The sequence below is a fragment of the Halobaculum rarum genome, from assembly GCF_040025155.1.
Lineage (GTDB): Archaea > Halobacteriota > Halobacteria > Halobacteriales > Haloferacaceae > Halobaculum > Halobaculum rarum.
In genome coordinates this window covers 23,441-40,683 of the sequence record NZ_CP157275.1, presented here as the reverse complement: position 1 = coordinate 40,683, position 17,243 = coordinate 23,441, and the positions used below count along the sequence as shown (strand labels likewise).

The 17,243-nt window shown below is 71.1% G+C and carries 21 protein-coding genes; 18 read left to right on the top strand and 3 right to left on the bottom strand.

Going from position 1 to position 17,243, the window contains the following annotated elements; all coding sequences use genetic code 11:
- Nucleotides 1–44: 44 nt before the first annotated feature.
- Nucleotides 45–2,357, bottom strand: coding sequence for a tRNA(Met) cytidine acetyltransferase TmcA (gene tmcA / locus ABJD39_RS00225; protein WP_348610539.1), 2,313 nt, complete (start codon nt 2,355–2,357; stop codon nt 45–47).
- 99 nt (nt 2,358–2,456) lie between these two features.
- Between tmcA and ABJD39_RS00220 the strand changes: the two genes are divergently transcribed.
- From ABJD39_RS00220 to ABJD39_RS00195, 6 genes are all read left to right on the top strand, one after another.
- Nucleotides 2,457–2,786 carry a 4Fe-4S dicluster domain-containing protein gene (locus ABJD39_RS00220; RefSeq protein WP_348610537.1) on the top strand — a complete coding sequence of 110 codons (330 nt, stop codon included), beginning with the start codon at nt 2,457–2,459 and terminating at the stop codon, nt 2,784–2,786.
- 187 nt (nt 2,787–2,973) lie between these two features.
- The gene (locus ABJD39_RS00215; RefSeq protein WP_348610534.1) at nt 2,974–3,825 is read left to right on the top strand and encodes an electron transfer flavoprotein subunit beta/FixA family protein; all 852 of its coding nucleotides are present in this window, start codon (nt 2,974–2,976) and stop codon (nt 3,823–3,825) included.
- Nucleotides 3,826–3,827: 2 nt separating this feature from the next.
- Nucleotides 3,828–5,591 (top strand): electron transfer flavoprotein subunit alpha/FixB family protein, encoded by a 1,764-nt coding sequence (locus ABJD39_RS00210; protein ID WP_348610532.1) that lies wholly within the window; start codon nt 3,828–3,830, stop codon nt 5,589–5,591.
- Nucleotides 5,584–7,290: an FAD-dependent monooxygenase gene (locus tag ABJD39_RS00205; RefSeq protein WP_348610529.1), complete on the top strand. Its 1,707-nt coding sequence runs from the start codon at nt 5,584–5,586 to the stop codon at nt 7,288–7,290. Before ABJD39_RS00210 ends, ABJD39_RS00205 begins: the two co-directional genes overlap by 8 nt.
- A gap of 6 nt (nt 7,291–7,296) precedes the next feature.
- Nucleotides 7,297–7,659, top strand: a complete 363-nt coding sequence (locus ABJD39_RS00200) for a hypothetical protein (RefSeq protein WP_348610527.1) — start codon at nt 7,297–7,299, stop codon at nt 7,657–7,659.
- A 130-nt stretch (nt 7,660–7,789) separates the two neighbouring features.
- Complete coding sequence (locus ABJD39_RS00195) at nt 7,790–8,524, top strand: GNAT family N-acetyltransferase (RefSeq protein ID WP_348610524.1); 735 nt, start codon at nt 7,790–7,792, stop codon at nt 8,522–8,524.
- Nucleotide 8,525: 1 nt separating this feature from the next.
- Here ABJD39_RS00195 and ABJD39_RS00190 read toward each other — a convergent pair whose 3' ends face one another.
- Complete coding sequence (locus ABJD39_RS00190) at nt 8,526–8,714, bottom strand: hypothetical protein (protein ID WP_348613734.1); 189 nt, start codon at nt 8,712–8,714, stop codon at nt 8,526–8,528.
- Between the two features lie 62 nt (nt 8,715–8,776).
- Between ABJD39_RS00190 and ABJD39_RS00185 the strand changes: the two genes are divergently transcribed.
- The 7 genes from ABJD39_RS00185 to ABJD39_RS00155 all read left to right on the top strand — a co-directional run bounded on the left by ABJD39_RS00185 (nt 8,777) and on the right by ABJD39_RS00155 (nt 12,796).
- The gene (locus ABJD39_RS00185; protein ID WP_348610521.1) at nt 8,777–9,469 is read left to right on the top strand and encodes a cyclase family protein; all 693 of its coding nucleotides are present in this window, start codon (nt 8,777–8,779) and stop codon (nt 9,467–9,469) included.
- Between the two features lie 207 nt (nt 9,470–9,676).
- Nucleotides 9,677–10,039: a 50S ribosomal protein L7Ae gene (rpl7ae, locus tag ABJD39_RS00180; protein WP_348610519.1), complete on the top strand. Its 363-nt coding sequence runs from the start codon at nt 9,677–9,679 to the stop codon at nt 10,037–10,039.
- A gap of 6 nt (nt 10,040–10,045) precedes the next feature.
- Nucleotides 10,046–10,270: a 30S ribosomal protein S28e gene (locus ABJD39_RS00175; protein WP_159669387.1), complete on the top strand. Its 225-nt coding sequence runs from the start codon at nt 10,046–10,048 to the stop codon at nt 10,268–10,270.
- Between the two features lie 4 nt (nt 10,271–10,274).
- Nucleotides 10,275–10,451: a 50S ribosomal protein L24e gene (locus ABJD39_RS00170; RefSeq protein ID WP_159669390.1), complete on the top strand. Its 177-nt coding sequence runs from the start codon at nt 10,275–10,277 to the stop codon at nt 10,449–10,451.
- Nucleotides 10,448–10,915, top strand: coding sequence for a nucleoside-diphosphate kinase (gene ndk / locus ABJD39_RS00165; RefSeq protein ID WP_348610515.1), 468 nt, complete (start codon nt 10,448–10,450; stop codon nt 10,913–10,915). The genes ABJD39_RS00170 and ndk overlap by 4 nt, the downstream gene beginning before the upstream one ends.
- Before the next feature lie 140 nt (nt 10,916–11,055).
- The gene (locus ABJD39_RS00160) at nt 11,056–12,474 is read left to right on the top strand and encodes a selenium-binding protein SBP56-related protein (protein ID WP_348613671.1); all 1,419 of its coding nucleotides are present in this window, start codon (nt 11,056–11,058) and stop codon (nt 12,472–12,474) included.
- Between the two features lie 4 nt (nt 12,475–12,478).
- Nucleotides 12,479–12,796 (top strand): 2Fe-2S iron-sulfur cluster-binding protein, encoded by a 318-nt coding sequence (locus ABJD39_RS00155; protein WP_431357856.1) that lies wholly within the window; start codon nt 12,479–12,481, stop codon nt 12,794–12,796.
- A 62-nt stretch (nt 12,797–12,858) separates the two neighbouring features.
- Here the strand turns inward: ABJD39_RS00155 and ABJD39_RS00150 are convergent, their stop codons facing one another.
- Complete coding sequence (locus tag ABJD39_RS00150; protein ID WP_348613669.1) at nt 12,859–13,371, bottom strand: gamma carbonic anhydrase family protein; 513 nt, start codon at nt 13,369–13,371, stop codon at nt 12,859–12,861.
- A gap of 126 nt (nt 13,372–13,497) precedes the next feature.
- On the opposite strand from ABJD39_RS00150, the gene cofD reads away from it, so the two are divergent.
- The 5 genes from cofD (at nt 13,498) to ABJD39_RS00125 (ending at nt 17,233) form a co-directional block, all read left to right on the top strand.
- Entirely contained in the window at nt 13,498–14,490 is a 993-nt protein-coding gene (cofD, locus tag ABJD39_RS00145) for a 2-phospho-L-lactate transferase (protein WP_348610513.1), read from the top strand.
- 71 nt (nt 14,491–14,561) lie between these two features.
- The gene (locus ABJD39_RS00140) at nt 14,562–15,356 is read left to right on the top strand and encodes a tRNA-dihydrouridine synthase (protein ID WP_348613668.1); all 795 of its coding nucleotides are present in this window, start codon (nt 14,562–14,564) and stop codon (nt 15,354–15,356) included.
- Nucleotides 15,353–16,240 (top strand): triphosphoribosyl-dephospho-CoA synthase, encoded by an 888-nt coding sequence (locus ABJD39_RS00135; RefSeq protein ID WP_348610512.1) that lies wholly within the window; start codon nt 15,353–15,355, stop codon nt 16,238–16,240. The genes ABJD39_RS00140 and ABJD39_RS00135 overlap by 4 nt, the downstream gene beginning before the upstream one ends.
- Nucleotides 16,237–16,974 (top strand): DUF447 domain-containing protein, encoded by a 738-nt coding sequence (locus tag ABJD39_RS00130; protein WP_431357855.1) that lies wholly within the window; start codon nt 16,237–16,239, stop codon nt 16,972–16,974. The genes ABJD39_RS00135 and ABJD39_RS00130 overlap by 4 nt, the downstream gene beginning before the upstream one ends.
- Nucleotides 16,975–17,038: 64 nt before the next feature.
- Nucleotides 17,039–17,233 carry a 30S ribosomal protein S17e gene (locus ABJD39_RS00125; protein WP_348610509.1) on the top strand — a complete coding sequence of 65 codons (195 nt, stop codon included), beginning with the start codon at nt 17,039–17,041 and terminating at the stop codon, nt 17,231–17,233.
- Nucleotides 17,234–17,243: the final 10 nt, after the last annotated feature.

The following is a 17,243-nucleotide window of genomic DNA, read 5'->3' as shown; positions in this document are numbered from 1 at the left end:
GGTCTGCGGGGATAAGTTCCCGCGAGCCCTCGACAACCACTGCGCTACTCGTACCGGTCGCGCTCGGCGAACGCCGCCTCGTCCCCGTAGCGGTCCACCAGCGGCTGGAGGGCACGGCCGAGATCTCGCATGCATTCGGCGGTCGAGACGTAGCCGAGTTCGTCGGCGACGCGCTCCCACTCACCCGCCTGCAGCATCTTCCGGACGAGCAGACGCTCCTCGCGAACGCCGAGGTCCGCCTCGCGATCGATCAGGTGTGCGAGCGCGAGCCGACGGACCGGCCGCGGCGCCGCGTCCGCGAGGCCGGCCCCGTACGCCGCGGCGACGGTCAGACGCCACTCGTACTCGGAGATGTCGACAGCGGCGGCGCCTGCGGCGTCGCAGGCGGACAGCGCCGCGCGGACCACGTCCGGATCGAGATCGCGCAGCGCGTCCGAGAGGACGTCGCCGATCCGCTCGCGGAACCAGCGCGCGTGTCGACCCGCGAGCGCCCGTCCGTCGTCGCTCGTCGGGTTCACCATGAGCGCCGAGTGCTCGCCGCTGGCGGCGTTGCGCGTGGTCGCGAGGTGAACCGTCCGGTAGCCGTTTTCGGCCCAGAAGTCGAGTATCTCGGGTGTCGCACCGAAACCGGTGCCGAGGTAGTCCACGTCGTCGCCACCCTCGTCAGCGATCTCGCCGAGCAGCTTCGAGCCGAGCCCGCGGCTCCGCACGGCGTGGTGCGTCGCGATACGCATGACCCGCAGCCCCGTCGGCGCGGCCGCGTCCGGGTCGCGAAGCTGGCTCGTCAGCACGTCCGGGAGCATGTTGCCCCGGACGCGCTCGCCGTCGTACATCGCCTCCCGCGTCGCCGCGTCGAGCCCGCCCTCGCGCGCGAGCAGCGCGACCGAGACGACGTGCCCCTCGTGTGTCAGCGCCCGCACGGAGAGGTTCGGCGCGTCGAGCAGGCGCGCGAGGTCGTCCGGCTCGGTGCGATAGTGCGCGAGCACGAGCAGCCCGAACGCTTCCGACAACAGGTGCTCGTCGGCGAGTAGGTCGTCCGCGTCGACGGCGCGGTAGTCGGCGGTGTCGGGCACCGCGTCCTCCACCGCGGCGTCGACGGCGGGCCGGGCGTCGAGCATGAGCGCGCGGAACGCCCACCCCTCGACGGGATCGCCGCGGGCGTACCGGATCGGGTCGTCCATCCGTACGTCGGTCACGCGGCGGTCCGACCCGTCGAGATGATCGCGAAAGCGGACCGAGAAGCCGCGCCCGGCGCCCTCGTAGCCGTGGACGGTCGTGACGAACGCCGCCGCGGGCGCCGCGAGCAGGTCCGCGAGCACGCGGACCGGGAGCGCGGCGGCCTCGTCGACGATCGCGACGTCCGCGTCGCCGACGGCGGCGGCCGCCGCCGCCGGCGGGAGATAGCGGATCCGGCCTCGGCCGGTCGCGTCCTCGGACGCTCCGGTCTCCGATGACCCGACCTCGATCCGTCGTTCCTCGTCGACCGAGACGTGTGCATCGATGTCTGCGATCAGGGCACGGGCACGCTCGAACAGCGCGCTCGCGCCGGAGAACGACGGGGCCGTGACGAGCACGTCGCGGCCGGCCGCTGCGAGCGACGCCGCGGCGAGGCCGGCGGCGCTCGACTTCCCGCGTCCGCGGTCCGCCTCGACCACGACGGCCGAGCCCGGCGTGCGAAGCCGCTCCAGCGACGAGAGCGCGCGCGACTGATCGCGAGTGAGGCACGACTCGTAGGCGACGGCGGGGAACTCGGAGCTGGCCGGCGTCGCCGGTCCGGGCTCCGGCGGGGGCGCCTCGTCGCCGGTCAGGCCGTCGCGTTCGATCTCGTCGGGGCCACTGTCATCGGCGCCGTCGGTGTCGCCGGCGTCCTCGGGGCCGACCGCGACGATCGCGACGCCCGGGTGCGTCCGGAGCGTGTCGACGAGTCGCGTCCGGAAGCGTCCCGACACGTCGTCGAGGCCGAACGGCGGCACCGCGAGCGACTCGTCGAACTCGTCGCGGCGGTCCGGCCACTCGTCGAGCGGCGGCGCGATCAGGACGGACAGCCCGCCGCCGTCGACGGCGCCGACCGACTGGCCGACGGCGTTAGGCGAGAACTCCGCGAACGCGTCGAGGATCACGGCCTCGCGGGTCGTCCCGAGCAGCCGCGAGGCGTGTTTGGGTCGGTGGCGCTCGAAGCGGACTCCCTCGCGCGTCGACAGTAGCGTCGCCTCGTCGGCGGCGATCCCGGCGGCCTCGATAGCGGTGAAGGCCGCGTCGAGGCAGTCGTCGCGCTCGCCGTGGAGCACGAGCAGGCGTCGCTGGTTCGTCCGGCGCGCCTCCGCGCGGAGGCGCGCTGCGAGGGCGGCGAGGTCCATACCCCCGATTTCCGGCGGCCGGGATTGGGTCTTTCCGTCGTCGGCGTCGGTGCCGACACCCACGTTTAAGTCCCCATGCGATAATGTCACTCGATAGCAATGCCCATCGATCCGAGCTTCGAGGAGAACCGCGAGCAGGTCGACGACCACGAGGGCCACGCGGTGTGGGGACCAGTCGAGGAGCCCGAGAAACTGGGCATCCACGGCACGCACGTCGCCGTCGACTTCGACATCTGTTTGGCCGACGGCGCGTGTCTGGAGGACTGTCCGGTCGACGTGTTCGAGTGGGTCGACGCCCCCGATCACCCGGAGAGCGAACTGAAGGCCGACCCGGCCAACGAGGACCAGTGCATCGACTGTATGATCTGCGTCGACGTCTGTCCCGTGGACGCTATCGACGTGGACGCCGGCCGGGCGGGTCGCCTCTGAGCGCCCGCAGGGCCGGGGTCGAGCGAGGTATCCGGTCCGACTGACGGCGACGGACGGGTCCGGACGACACCGGACCACGGTGAGCGTCGCGGCTGCGTGAACTCTCCAGCGACCACCCGCGCTGGGCCGTCGGCGGGAGGAAACGTTATATCATGTACGGATGACATTAGGTAGGTAGGTGGTACCAATGGACACGATCGTACTGACGAAGGGAGTTCCCGACTTCCGCGAGGGGAAGGTCTCGTTCGACGAGGACGGCCACCTGGAGCGGGGGAACACGCCGACGGTGATGAATCCGAACGACGAACACGCGCTCCGGGCGGCGCTCCAAACTCGCGTCCGGCATGGGGGCCACGTGAGCGTGATGAGCATGGGGCCGCCCGGGTACGAGGACGTGCTTCGCGAGGCGATGGAGTCGGTGTACGCCGACGACTGCTATCTCGTCTCCGACAAGGAGTTCGCGGCAGCCGACACGTGGGCGACGGCCATCACGCTCGCGACGGCGATCGAACACCTCGGCGAACCGGACCTCGTGTTCGCGGGGTTCAAGACGGCCGACGGGGAGACGGGTCACACCGGCCCACAGACCTGCTGGGGGCTCGACATGCCCGTCGTCACCCACGTGGTCGCGCTCGACATCGACCCCGATGAGCGGACGCTGCGCGCCAAGCGGCTGGTCGAGGGCGACATCGAGGAGATCGAGACGGTCGAGACGTCGCTGCCGGCGTTCGTCGTCGCCGACCCCGAGTTCGAGCCGACGTACCGGACGGCCCGCCACCGACTCGAACGGAAACGACTCCGGGCCGAGGCACGCGAGCGCGCCGCCGACATCGACGACCACGTCACGTACGTGGACCACGAGGACCTGAACCTCGACCCCGACTACGTCGGCCTTGACGGGTCGCCGACCATCGTCTCCTCGGTCGACCCGATCCCGCGGGCGCCCGCCGAACGGGAGGCGACCGAGGTGGACCCGGCGGACCCGGAGGCGCTGGGCGCGGTCGTCGAGGAACTGTCGCCGTACGCGGGGGGTGACTGAGCGTGTCCGAGTTCGACCCCGCCGAGCACGACGTCTCCGAACTCGGCCCGAAGGTGCAGTCGATCGACGACCCGGAGGAACTTCGCGCGCTCCTGGAGGCCGAGCGAGACGGAGAGAACCGCGACGCCGTGATCACCGTCATCGAGAGCAGGCTGGAGCGGGTGACCGACGACGACGGCGAGGAGGAGGAAGCGGAGATCGACCTCGGCTCGATGTCCGTGGCGGACATCGGGAACGCGATCCGGGACGTCGACGACCCGGACCGCCTGCGCGACCTCCGGGAGCGGGAGGTCGAGGGTGAGGAACGTGACACCGTCCTCAGGCTGATCGACCGGCGCCTCGACTCCGTCGAGGGAGACGAGGAGGGCGAGACCGGCGGCGCGGAGACCGACCGCGATCCGCCCGAGGAGCGTCACCCGGAGCTCGACCATCCGACCGCGGACAAGCGCCACGTGCGGGCGCTGGAGGACGGTACCTATCGCGACATGTGGGTGTACTGCGAGACACAGGCGGGCGACCTGCTCGACGTGTCCCGGGAGATGCTCGGGAAGGCCCGCGAGCTGATGGACGGCTACAACGACGAGTACGTCGAGAACGCGGTCGAAGACCGCGCAGACGAGGACCACGAGCGTGTGGTCGCGGTCCTGATCGGCGACGACGTGGCCGACCACGCCGACGAGTGCATCGCGCTCGGCGCCGACGTGGTCGTCTACCACGAGGACGACCGTCTCGCGCGGTTCCAGCACAAGCCGTACACGGAGGTGTTCGCGGACGTGGCTCGATGGGGCGCCGATCCGCCCGCCCGCGACGAGGACCGCGGGGTCGCGCCCCCCGACGACGCCGACTGGCGCGACTACGACGAGCCCCGGTACGTGCTGTTCCCGGCCACGCACAACGGCCGTGACCTCTCGGCGCTGGTGCAGGCGGAACTCGACTCGGGGCTCGCCTCCGACTGCTCGGGACTGTTCATCGACGACGTCGGTATCTCCAACCCCGTGAAGACCGGCGCACCGGGGACCACCCGGACCTTCGAGCGCGTCCTCCACATGAAGCGGCCGGACTTCTCGGGGTTCGAGTACTCCACCATCCTCTGTCTGGACAACCCGGACCGCGAGTTCCACCCGCAGGGTGGGTCGGTCATCCCCGGCAGCTTCGACGTTCCCGACCCCGACCCCGACCGCGAGGGAGAGGTGATCGAACACGAGGGCGACCTCGACGACGACTGGTTCCGCGTCGAGGTAACGGAGTTCGACCGACTCGCCGGGGGCGTCGACCTCTCGGGCCACGACGTGGTCGTCGCGGTCGGCCGCGGCATCGGCGACGACCCGACGCGTGGGATGGAACTCGCGCTCGACCTGGCGGACGCGTTCGAGGACGCCGCCGTCGGCGTCTCCCGCGGCATCGTCACCGGCTCCTACAGCTTCGACGGCCACGTCGAGGAGTACACCGCCGAGGAGCGTCAGATCGGCGAGACCGGTCAGGTGGTCGAGCCGGACGTGTACGTCGCCGCCGGCATCTCGGGGGCGGTCCAACACAAGGTGGGCTGTGACGAGTCGGACACCATCATCGCCGTGAACACCGACCCCGAGGCCCGCATCCACGACTGGTGCGACTACTTCGTCGAGGGCGACCTCTTCGAGGTGCTCCCGCGGCTGATCGACGCCGTCGAGGCGGGGGGGCTCGACGCCGAGGCGATCGCGGACGGCGGGGGTGGGGTGACTCCGGGGGCCGATCCCGCGACCGACGGAGGTGGGGCGAATGAGTAGCGAGCCGGACGTCGGGTTCGACTCGGCGGCCGCGGTCGATGGCGCGGAGTCGTTCGAGGCTGTCGTGGTCGGCGCCGGCCCCGGCGGGGCCGCGGCGGCGGCCGTTCTCGCGGACAACGGGGTCGAGACGCTCGTACTGGAGCGGGGAGTCGAGGCCGGATCGAAGAACGTCTCCGGCGGCCTGCTGTACGCGGAGGAGTCGGCGCCGTTCGCGCTCGACTCCCTGTTCCCGGGCTTTCGCGAGGCCGCGACCGAGCGGCCGGTCACCCGCAACTACATGGACAACCTCGCGGGCGACGCGGTCCACACGGTCGACCTCGGGCGCGTTCACGAGCACGACACCCGCTGGTGCGACTCGGTGCTCCGGCGACGCATGGACGCCTGGCTCGCCGAGCGGGTCCATGAGCGAACCGCCGCGGCCGGCGGCGGACTGCTCACCGGCGTGCGCGTGAACGGCCTGCTCCGCGAGGGCGGCGAGATCGTCGGCGTCACCTGCGACGAGCTCGATCCGATCCGCGCGGACCTGATCGTCGCCGCCGACGGGGTGAACAGCGAGCTCGCCCGCGAGGCGGGGCTGATGGACTGGAACGAGCCGGAGGAGTGGTTCCAGGGCGTGAAAGCCGTGGTCGACGTGCCGCCCGAGGAGGTGAACGAGCGGTTCGACATCGACGGGAACGAGGGCGTCGCCCGGCTGTTCGCGGGCGACCTGTTCGAGGGCGTCCGCGGTGGCGGCTTCCTGTATACGAACCGGGACTCGCTGTCGATCGGGACGGTGTTCCACCTCGACAGCCTCGCGGCCGAACGTGCGGAACCGCACGAGTTGCTCGACGCGCTGCTCACCCACCCGCACCTCGGGCAGTGGCTCCCCGACGAGTACGACGAGCGGGAGTACGCGGCGAAGCTCGTCCCGGACTCGAAGAAGGCGGCCCACCCCGCGCCCCACGAGGGACGCCTCCTGCTCGTGGGGGATGCGGCCGGGCAGATGCAGGCGCAGGGGCCGATCATCAAGGGAATGAACCACGCCGTCTCCGCGGGCGGCCTCGCGGCCGAGGCGTACCTCGAGGCGCGTAACCGTCGGAAGCCGGAGAGCGCGGGCGAGCGCTACGAGCGGAAGATCCACGAGTCGGGGCTGTACGACACGCTCCGCCCGCGGCGCTACGAGGTCCTCGGGCGACTCGGCGAGCGAGAGGCGGTCGCCGACGCGGTCGAGGGGATCGCCCGGTCGCGACTCGGCCGACTCGGCGTCCGGGCCGCCGGCGGCGTCCTCGGGCGGGCGTTCAACTCGCCGTTCCTGCTCGGCGCGCTCCCGGACACGCGCGCGGCGTACGCCACCGTTCCGACCGTGCTGGCCGAGGAACTGGGCCGACCGGTCGCGGGCGACAACGACGCCGATCCCCCGTCGCTGGAGGAGCGCATCGGCGACCTCACATACGACACCGACGTGGGCAATCCCCACATCGAACTGATCGACAACTCCTTCGACGCGAGCGGCACGGCCGTGACCGCGTGCCCAGTGAGCGCGGAGGGGTTCGGCGGCGGCTGCTACCGCGAGGAGACGGTGCGCGTGAACGGCGGCGAGGAGCGGGTCGTGAGCCTCGACACCCAGCCGTGCGTCGAGTGCGGCACCTGCGCCGTCGTCGCCGACACGGAGTGGACGCACCCCCGCGGCGGGAAGGGCGTCGAGTTCGACCAGGGGTGACCGGCGGTGTCCGGCGACGATGCCGACGACATCGCCTCCGTCGCGACGCGGGCCGCCCGGGCGCGGCGACGCGCCGAGCGCGCCGACGATCCCGACGAGGAGGCGGCGCTCGCGGCCGCCCGGGACGGCCTCGGTCCGGTCGTCGCCCAGTACATCGAGGCGCGAACCGGCGACCTCGAGCGACTCTCGCCCGACAGCCTGTCCGACCTCGACCGCGCCTGCAACGACTGGCTCGTCGTGTACGCGCGCCGATACGGAGTCGAGTGCGACCCGGACGTCACGATTCGGACTGCCGCGGAGGCGTTGCTCGACACGCACGACATCGTGGCGACGGCGCGAGTCCTGACCGGCGTGCCCCGCGACGAGTGAAGCGTCACTGAGAGCCATTCGGAGCAGTCGAGCCGACCGTGTCGGCCCCGGTCCGCGAGGGACGGCTCGGACGCCGATCACGACGAGCCGGCGATGTAGACTTATGTAGTGTGGTGTGTTATCTACGCCCATGGACCTGACGGAGAGGCTATCTTTCAGCCATGACGACAGGAAGGACCTGTACGAGTACGTGGAAGAGCACGGGACGGTCCACGAGCGTGAGGCACGCCGGGCACTGAACCTCGATCCCACGGCGTTGGGGCACCACGCGACGGTGCTGGTCCGGGACGGATACCTCACCTGGGAGGACGACCGCTTGAGCGTCGCCTACGAGGAGGTCGACGCGAGCGACCACCGGGCGAACGGGTTCGAGTACACCGTTCGCATGGCCGCCCAGCGAGACCTCGGCGGACTGGTCGGAGCGATCCGCGAGGTGGCGGGCGAGGGGGTGTACATCGAGGCGGAGACGGTCGCGGACATCATCGAGCATGACCAGGTCGTCTTACGACACAACGAACTCCGGTCGCGGCTGTTCTTCGTCGCGGCCGTCGAGGAGGAGGTCATCGGGTGGGTTCACCTCGACCTCCCGGAGGCGGAGAAGCTGAGCCACACGGCGGTCTTGACCGTCGGACTGCTCCCGGAGTACCGGGGCAAGGGGATCGGGTCGACGCTGTTGGAGCGCGGCGAGTCGTGGGCGGCGGACAACGGCTTCGAGAAACTGTACAACAGTGTGCCCGCGACGAACGGGGACGCCGCCGAGTTCCTCGTGGCACACGGCTGGGAGCAGGAGGCCGTCCGCGAGGGCCACTACAAGATCGACGGGGAGTACGTGGACGAACTGCTGATGGCCAAGGAGCTCGTCTGAGTCAGGGCCACTCGGCCTCGCGCCCGGGCAACGGCTCCGCGACGACGCCGTCGCGCTGGACGAGCGTCCGCGCGTGAGCGACGCACACCTCGCGGTCCGCGGCCCACGGAACGTGGAGGCGCACCGCTGACGGGGTCTCACAGTCGTCCTCGGCGCACTCGCCCATCTCGATCCGGATCGGTCCTCCCACGGGTTTACTCTACCGGCGGTCGCGTTCGCCACGTTCAGGGACTCGGCCCCCCGCGTTCCAGCATGGAGCCCGTAGACCTTTCGCGCCGAATCGAGCCCGGGATGCCGGTGTATCCGGGTGACCCGGGCGTCGACGCCGAGGCGAGCGCGACGATGGCGTCCGACGGCTACCGCGTCACGCACCTCTCGTTCACGACACACGTCGGGACGCACATCGACGCGCCGGCGCACATGGAGCCCGAGGGGGCGACGCTCGACGAGTACGGGATCGCGGACTTCCGCTTCGACGCGCGGCTTGTCGACCTCGCGGCAGGAACCCGCGACTGCGATCGTGGCGACGATCGCGGGCTCGACGCGCGCGAGGCCATCGAGCCGGAGATGCTCCCCGACGACGCCGCGGACGCGGACATGCTCGTCCTTCGAACCGGATGGGGCGACCACTGGGGCGACGAACGCTATTTCGATCACCCGTACCTCACGCCCGAGGCCGCGCGCCACGTCGCCGACCTCGACTGCGCCGTCGGACTGGACACGATCAACCCCGACCCGACGCCGACGGAGCAAGCAGGGGACGACGAGCCCGAGGGAACGCCCGCACATCACGAACTCCTCGGCGCCGGGGCGTTCATCGTCGAGAACCTGGACCTCTCCGCGGACCTCCCCGATCGGTTCACGCTTCGCGCGTATCCGCTCCGCGTCGATGCCGACGGCGCGCCCGTGCGGGCGGTCGCCGAGCGGCCGGCGGGGCCGGAGTAACCGACCGACTGCGCCGCCGTTCGTCGGCCGTACAGTGCCGGAAAGCGTCGTGGTGGGGCCTCACACGGGCGCGAAGCATTGAACACGTTTATACCGCCATCCCGACTACCGAGTGAGTACGACCTGCTCGGGGTCGTGACCCGCTCCGTCGTCAGGGACTTACGACCGGCGGAGGTGTCGAGCCACCGAGCGGGAAGCCACACAACAATGTCAGTCTACGTCGATTACGAGACTCCCGCGGACCTCGCGGAACGAAGCCTCGACGCGCTCGAGGTCGCCCGCGACACCGGTATCGTGAAGAAAGGAACCAACGAGACGACCAAGGCGGTCGAGCGTGGCAACGCCAAGCTCGTGTACATCGCCGAGGACGTCGAGCCCGAAGAGATCGTCATGCACCTCCCCGAACTCTGTGAGGAGAAGGGCATCCCCTACGTCTTCATCGAGACGCAGGACGATGTCGGCCACGCCGCCGGCCTCGAGGTCGGCTCCGCGGCCGCGGCCGTCACCGAGACGGGCGACGCCGAGGAGGACATCGACGATATCGCGGGTAAGGTCGAGGAACTGCGGTAAGCCACCATGTCCGCTGAAGAGCAAGAGAGCGGCTCCACGCCCGCCGAGGTCGTCGAGATCGTCGGCAAGACCGGGATGCACGGCGAGGCCATGCAGGTCAAGTGCCGCATCCAGGAGGGCGAAAATCAGGGCCGCATCATCACGCGGAACGTCCTGGGCCCCGTCCAGATGGGGGACATCCTCCAGCTGCGCGAGACCCAGCGCGACGCCGACTCCATCGGAGGTCAGTAAGCCAATGCCCCAGCAACGAGACTGTGACTACTGCGGCGCCGACATCGAGCCCGGCACGGGCACGATGTTCGTCGCCGTCAACGGCAGCGTCACGCACTTCTGTTCGGCGAAGTGCGAGAAGAACGCGGATCTGGGTCGCGAAGCGCGCGACCTCGACTGGACGGCAGAGGGTCGCGAATGAGCGACGACGAGCGCACGTTCGTGATGGTCAAGCCCGACGGCGTCCAGCGAGGCCTCATCGGGGACATCGTCTCCCGCTTCGAGCAGCGCGGCCTGAAGCTCGTCGGCGCGAAGTTCATGCAGATCGACAAGGAACTGGCCCACGAGCACTACGGCGAGCACGAGGACAAGCCGTTCTTCGAGGGGCTCGTCGAGTTCATCACCTCCGGCCCCGTCTTCGCGATGGTCTGGGAGGGCGCGGACGCCACGCGGCAGGTCCGCACGATGATGGGCGAGACCGACCCCGCCGAGTCGCCCCCGGGCACGATCCGCGGCGACTTCGGCCTCGACCTCGGCCACAACGTCATCCACGGCTCCGATCACGAGGACGAGGGCGCCAACGAGCGCGAGATCGGCCTCTTCTTCGACGAGGACGAGCTCGTCGATTGGGACCTCGACGCCGCCGACTGGGTCTACGAGGACTGACTCCGGTAGCCCCCGCGGTCGCGACTCTCGATTTCTCACACACTCCGATGAAGAGCGGCGCCAACGCTGGCTCGCGTCAATGCCGGCAATATTTTCCTATTCGCGCGGTGTGAGTACTGTTGACACGAAACATGAACGACATGAGCGACGCCGAGGAGTCGTCGGAGACGGGAGCGCACGACCACGATCACGCCCACGCGGGCCACGATCACGACCACGGCGTCGAGGGACCGGGGTACGCGACGCCGCAGGCGGCGATCGAGGAGTCCGAACCGGAGGAGACCGCCTACGTGATGGGGCTGTACACCGGGACCGACGTGGACGCCCCCGACTTCCTCGCGGTGGTCGACGTGGACCCCGACTCCGAGACGTACGGGGAGATCGTGAACCGGGTCGAGATGCCGAACCGCGGCGACGAACTGCACCACTTCGGCTGGAACGCCTGTTCGTCGTCGTGTCACGTGGGGGGACTGGAGCGACGCCACCTGCTCGTCCCCGGCCAACGCTCCTCGCGGATCCACGTGATCGACACCGAGGACCGTCGCGATCCCGAGATGACGGAGGTCATCGAGCCGGAGGAGGTGTACGAACACGACCTCTCGGCGCCCCACACCGTCCACTGCATCCCCGACGGCGAGATCCTGATAAGCATGCTCGGCGACGCCGACGGCGGCCTCCCGGGCGGGTTCCTCGAACTGAACGACGACTTCGAGGTGGAGGGGCGGTGGGAGCCGCCGGGGGAGATCGAGATGAACTACGACTTCTGGTATCAGCCCCGCCAGAACGTGATGATCTCCTCGGAGTGGGCCGCCCCGGAGACGTACTACCCCGGGTTCGACCTCGCGGACGTGGAGGCCGGAAAGTACGGCCGTCACCTCCACATCTGGGACTGGGAGGCCGGCGAGGTTGAGCAGACGATCGATCTGGGCGAGGAGGGGCAGATCCCGCTGGAGGTGCGCTTCCTCCACACGCCGGAGTCGACCCACGGCTACGTCGGGGCCGCGCTCTCCTCGAACATCATCCACTTCCGGGAGGAGGACGGGGAGTATCGGACGGACGTCGCCATCGACTTCGAGGCGCGCGAGCACCCCGACTGGGACATGCCCGTGCCGGCGCTCGTGACGGACATCCTGATCTCGATGGACGACCGCTACCTGTTCGGGTCGAACTGGCTCCACGGCGAGGTGTGGATGTACGACATCTCGGACCCGTCGAACCCCCGGAAGGCCGACTCCATCTCGATCGGCGGCCACTTCGGCGAGCGACAGGAGGTGCAGGGTCGGGAACTCGTCGCCGGTCCGCAGATGCTTCAGCTCTCGCTGGACGGCGAGCGGCTCTACTGGACGACCTCGCTGTTCTCCTCGTGGGACGAGACGTTCTTCCCCGAGGAGGGGGAGCGCGGGTCGGTGATGCTGAAGGCGGACGTCGACCCCCGCCGCGGGACGCTCTCGCTGGACGACGACTTCCTCGTCGACTTCGGCGACCTCCCCGCGGGACCGGCCCGCGCCCACGAGATCCGGTGGCCCGACGGCGACTGCACGAGCGACGTCTGGCAGTAACCGCGTGGCCCACGACATCGTCCTGCGGTGGGACGACGGCCGCGAGGAACGGATCGAGGCGATCCCCCCGGAGACGGTGTTCGCGGCCGCCGAACGCGCAGGCGTGGGCCTCCCGATCGGCTGCCGGACGGGCGCGTGTGCGACCTGCACCGGACAGCTGCTGTCGGGCGAGTTGACACACCGGCGGCCGCCGCGGGCGCTCGACGCCGACCGGCTCGACGAGGGGTACGTCCTCCTGTGTATCGCCGAACCGCGCGCCGACTCGGTCGTCCGCGTCGGCAGCGCCGTCGCCCGCGAGCTCACCTCGAACCCCTGGAAGTGAGCGGCGGCGTCGACGGCGGCCGCTTCCCCGCAGCACCGCTCGGAACCGCCGCGGCGACGGGCTCAGTCGATCCGCTCGGCCGTCCCATCGTACCGGTCGATCAGCGCCGCGTAGTGTTCGGCGCCGAGCCGGCCGGGCGAGGGCTCCGCGTCGGAGTCCAGTTCGCCCCGCACCTCGGCCGGCACGCCGGTCGCGAGCGTCCGCGGCGGCACCTCGGTCCCTTCGGTGACGACCGCGCCGGCGCCGACGACGGCGTCCTCGCCCACGTGGGCGTCGTCGAGGACGACCGCGTTCATGCCGACGAGCGCGCCCTCGGCGACGGTCGCGGCGTGGACGATGGCGTTGTGGCCGACGGTCACCTCGGGTTCGAGGACGGCGTCCTCGTGGAGTACGGCGCCGTCCTGCACGTTCGACTCGCGGCCGACCTCGATGCGGCCGTGGTCGCCCCGCAGCGTCGCGTTGGGCCAGACGCTCGCGTCCGGCCCCAACGCGACGTCGCCGATGACGACCGCGGCCTCGTCCACGTACGCCGACTCGGCAACCTCCGGCTCGGTTCCCGCGAGCGCTCGGATCACGTCGACGACTCCGCGGCGGTGGCGCTTGAAGCTATGGCCTCCGAGGATCCCGCGGCGGCAGCCGTCGACGCGCATCGAGCGCAACCCAACGACAGCATACAAGCCGGCCCGCGCCGAAGCCGGTCCATGGTCACGTTCCTCGCCGGCGGCACCGGCACGCCGAAGCTCCTGGAGGGCGCCGCGGGCGTGTTCGATCCCGCCGAGACGACCGTCGTCGGGAACACCGGCGACGACGTGGAGATCGGCGGGCACCTCGTGTGCCCGGACGTCGACACGGCCCTGTTCCACGGCGGCGGCGTCCTCGACCGGGAGACGTGGTGGGGGCTCGCCGACGACACGACAGAGACCCACGAGGAGCTTACACGCCTCGCCGACGCCGCGGGGCTCGGGGGCGGTCCGCGGTACCTCCCGGAGGAGGCGCAGATCACCGGTCGCGAGATCGCCCGCTGGCGGCGCTTCTCCGGGGTCGGGGAGTTCATGAAGATAGGCGACCGCGACCGAGCGGTTCACGTCACCCGAACCTCGCTACTCGACGAGGGACGCACGCTCACCGCGGTGACGCGCACGCTCGCCGAGGCGTTCGGCCTCGACATCGACCTGATCCCGATGAGCGACGACCCCGTCGCGACGATCGTCCACACCGAGGACGGCTCGATGCACTTTCAGGAGTACTGGGTCGCGAACCGCGGCGAGCCCGCCGTCGAGGACGTCGAGTTCCGCGGAGGCGACGCCGCGTCCGCGACCGACGCGGTCCGCGCGGCGCTGCGCGACGACGTGGTGATCGGCCCCTCGAATCCCGTGACGAGCATCGGCCCGATGCTCGCGCTCGAGGGCGTCCGCGAGGCGCTCGCGGAGACGACCGTCGTCGCCGTCTCGCCGTTCGTCGAGGACCGGGTGTTCTCCGGGCCCGCGGCGGAGCTCATGCGCGGCGTCGGCCGCGAGCCGAGCACCGCGGGCGTCGCCGACGCGTACCCGTTCGCGGACGCGTTCGTGCTCGACGACGACGACGGGACCGACCTCGACCGGCCGGTCGTCCGCACCGACACGCGGATCGACGGCGCGACCGACGCCGAGCGCGTCGCACGCGCCTGTCGGGAGGCGCTGGAGGTGGCTGAGTGAGCGACGGGACCAGTGAAGCGCCGCCAACCGCGGCAACCTCGACAGCCGCGGCAATCGCGGCAGACCTCGGGATCGATCCGCCCCTCGCGCTCGCGAGCCTCTCGGGCGACTCGGACGCCGAGTGGGCGCGCGCCGGTGCCGACTACGCCGGCGCGGCGTTCCTCGGCGGCATCGCGCTCGATGCTGAGAGTCGCGCGGCCGTCCGCGCGATGGTCGCCGACCGGGACCGCTCGGAGTTCCTCCCCGCAGACCCGCTCGCGTGGATCGCCGAACAGCTCGACGCGCTCGCCGATTCTGAAGCCGACATCCGCGCCGGCGTCAACGTCCGTGCGACGACCGAGATGGCGATCCGCGGCGCGGCCGCCGTGTGCGCCGACCGCGACGCGATCTTGGAGGTGAACGCCCACTGTCGGCAGGCGGAGCTGTGCGCCGCCGGCTGCGGCGAGACCCTGCTGGCCGACACCGACCGGCTGGCCGGGTACGTCGCCGCGGCGGCCGGGGAGAGTGCGGACGTGAGCGTGAAGGTTCGCGCGGAGGTCGACGGCGTCGACCTCGCCGACACCGCCCGCGCGGTCGCTGACGCCGGCGCCGACGCGATCCACGTCGACGCGATGGACTCGGAGGGGATCGTTGGGTGCGTGAAGGACGCGGCGCCCGAACTGGTCGTGATCGCGAACAACGGCGTCCGCGACCGGCGGACGGTCCGCGAGTACCTCGCGGCCGGCGCCGACACGGTGAGCGTCGGCCGCCCGAGCGACGACGAGCGCGTGCTCCGTCGGGTCCGCGCGGCGGTCGACGAGTGGGCCGACGGCGACGGTCCGGCGGGGGCCGTCACCGGGGCGGAGCCGCCGGAGGTGTCGCGGTGACCGACGCGGCAGTCACCGCGGACGCCCCGCAGCGCGGCCCGGCGGCGAACGCCGAACTCGCGCTGCTGCTGGAGGTCGCCGGGACGCCGAAGCCCGGCAACGTCGACCGCGCGCGCGACCTCGCGGACCTCCGGTTCGAACACTTCCTCGCCGGCGCCGTCGGCGCCCGACCGGGGCTGGAGCGCGCGGCCGGCGGCGCCCCCGTCGGCGAGGCGTTCGAGGCGGCCGTCGCCGGGATGAGCGAGCAATCCGGCGGCAACACGCAGTTCGGCTGTCTCCTCTTGTTGACGCCACTCGTGCGCGCCGCTGCGGTCGACGACCGCGCGCTCGCCCCCGACGGCGTCGCCGCGGTGTGCGAGGCGACGGCCGTCGACGACGCGGCCGGCTTCTACCGCGCGTTCGAGCACGTCGACGTGGCGGTCGCGGACCCGCCGGAGGGAATGGATGCGCTCGACGTGCGCCGCGGCGCCGACGCGGTACCGGCGCTGCGCGAGCGCGAGGTGACGCTGTTCGACGTGATGCGCGAGTCGGCGAGTACCGACGGCGACCGCGACGGCGACGCGAACGCCCGCGAGTGGGTCGAGGGGTTCCCGCGAACGTTCCGGGCGGCCGAGTCGATCGTCGACGACGACGGCCCGATCGTCGACCGCGCGGCCCGCGCGTTCCTCGACCTGCTCGGGGAGGCCGAGGACACGCTCGTGCGAACCCAACACGGCCCCGATGTCGCCCGCGAGGTACGCGAGCGGGCGGCGAGGACCGATTCTCTTGAGGAGGCCGACGCATGGGCCGACGAGTTGGTCGAGCGCGGGATCAACCCCGGGACGACCGCCGACGTCACGGCCGCGGCGCTGTTCGTCGCGCTCGAACGCGGGGTGTCGGTGTGAACGACGACCCGTCCGAGAGGATCGGCGACGGCGACGAAGCCGACGGTGACGGCGACGCGGCCGCCGAGTGGCCCGTCGACCTCTCGGGAGTCACCGAGTCGGTGGTGGCGACGCTCGGGCCGAACGGGCTGTGGAACCTCGCCGCGCTCGGTCTCCACGCTCCCGAGCACGACGGCCGACCCGCCGACGCACCGGTGCGGGCGCGGACGTGGGGCCGGACCCGAACGTGGCGGAACTTCCGCGAGCGCGGCGGCGGCGTCGTCCAGTTCGTGACCGACCCGCGGGACTTCGTCGACGCCGCGGCGACGGTCCGCGAGGAGGGGGTCCCGGTGCTCGACTCCGCCGACGCGTGGGCCGAGGTCGAGGTCGACCGAGTCGGCGCCGGCGAGCGCGGCGGCACCGGGTGGGTCGACTGGCACCTCCGGGTGACAGATGCGGCGGTCGAGCGGACGGACGTTCGGACGATCAACCGCGGGTTCGGCGCCGTGATCGACGCGACGGTCGCCGTCTCCCGGCTGGACGTGCCCTCGTACGATACCGAGGAACTCCTCGCGCGGCTGCGGTACTTCGCCGACGTGGTCGATCGGTGCGGCGGACCGGCGGAGCGCGAGGCGTTCGAGACGCTGCGTGAGGTAAGCGGGTGGGACAGCCGGGGACGCGGCGATGCGGACAGCAGGGACCGCGACGGCGACGCGAGCGACAAGGACCGTGACGGCGACGTGGACCGCGAGTAGCGACGGAGCGACAGCGCCAGCCCGGAACGAACGCTTTTAGTTCGCGTTTCCTGTACAGTCGGGCATGGCGATCAAACCGAAGTACGTCAAGCAGCTCGCGACGCTGCTCCTGGAGAAGTACCCGCAGTCGTTCAACACCGACTTCGAGACGAACAAGGAGAACGTCACGAAGCTGACCAACGTGGAGTCGAAGGGCGTCCGCAACCGCATCGCGGGCTACATCACGCGAAAGAAGGCCGGCAGCGCGGCGTCGGCGTAATCGGGTCGTC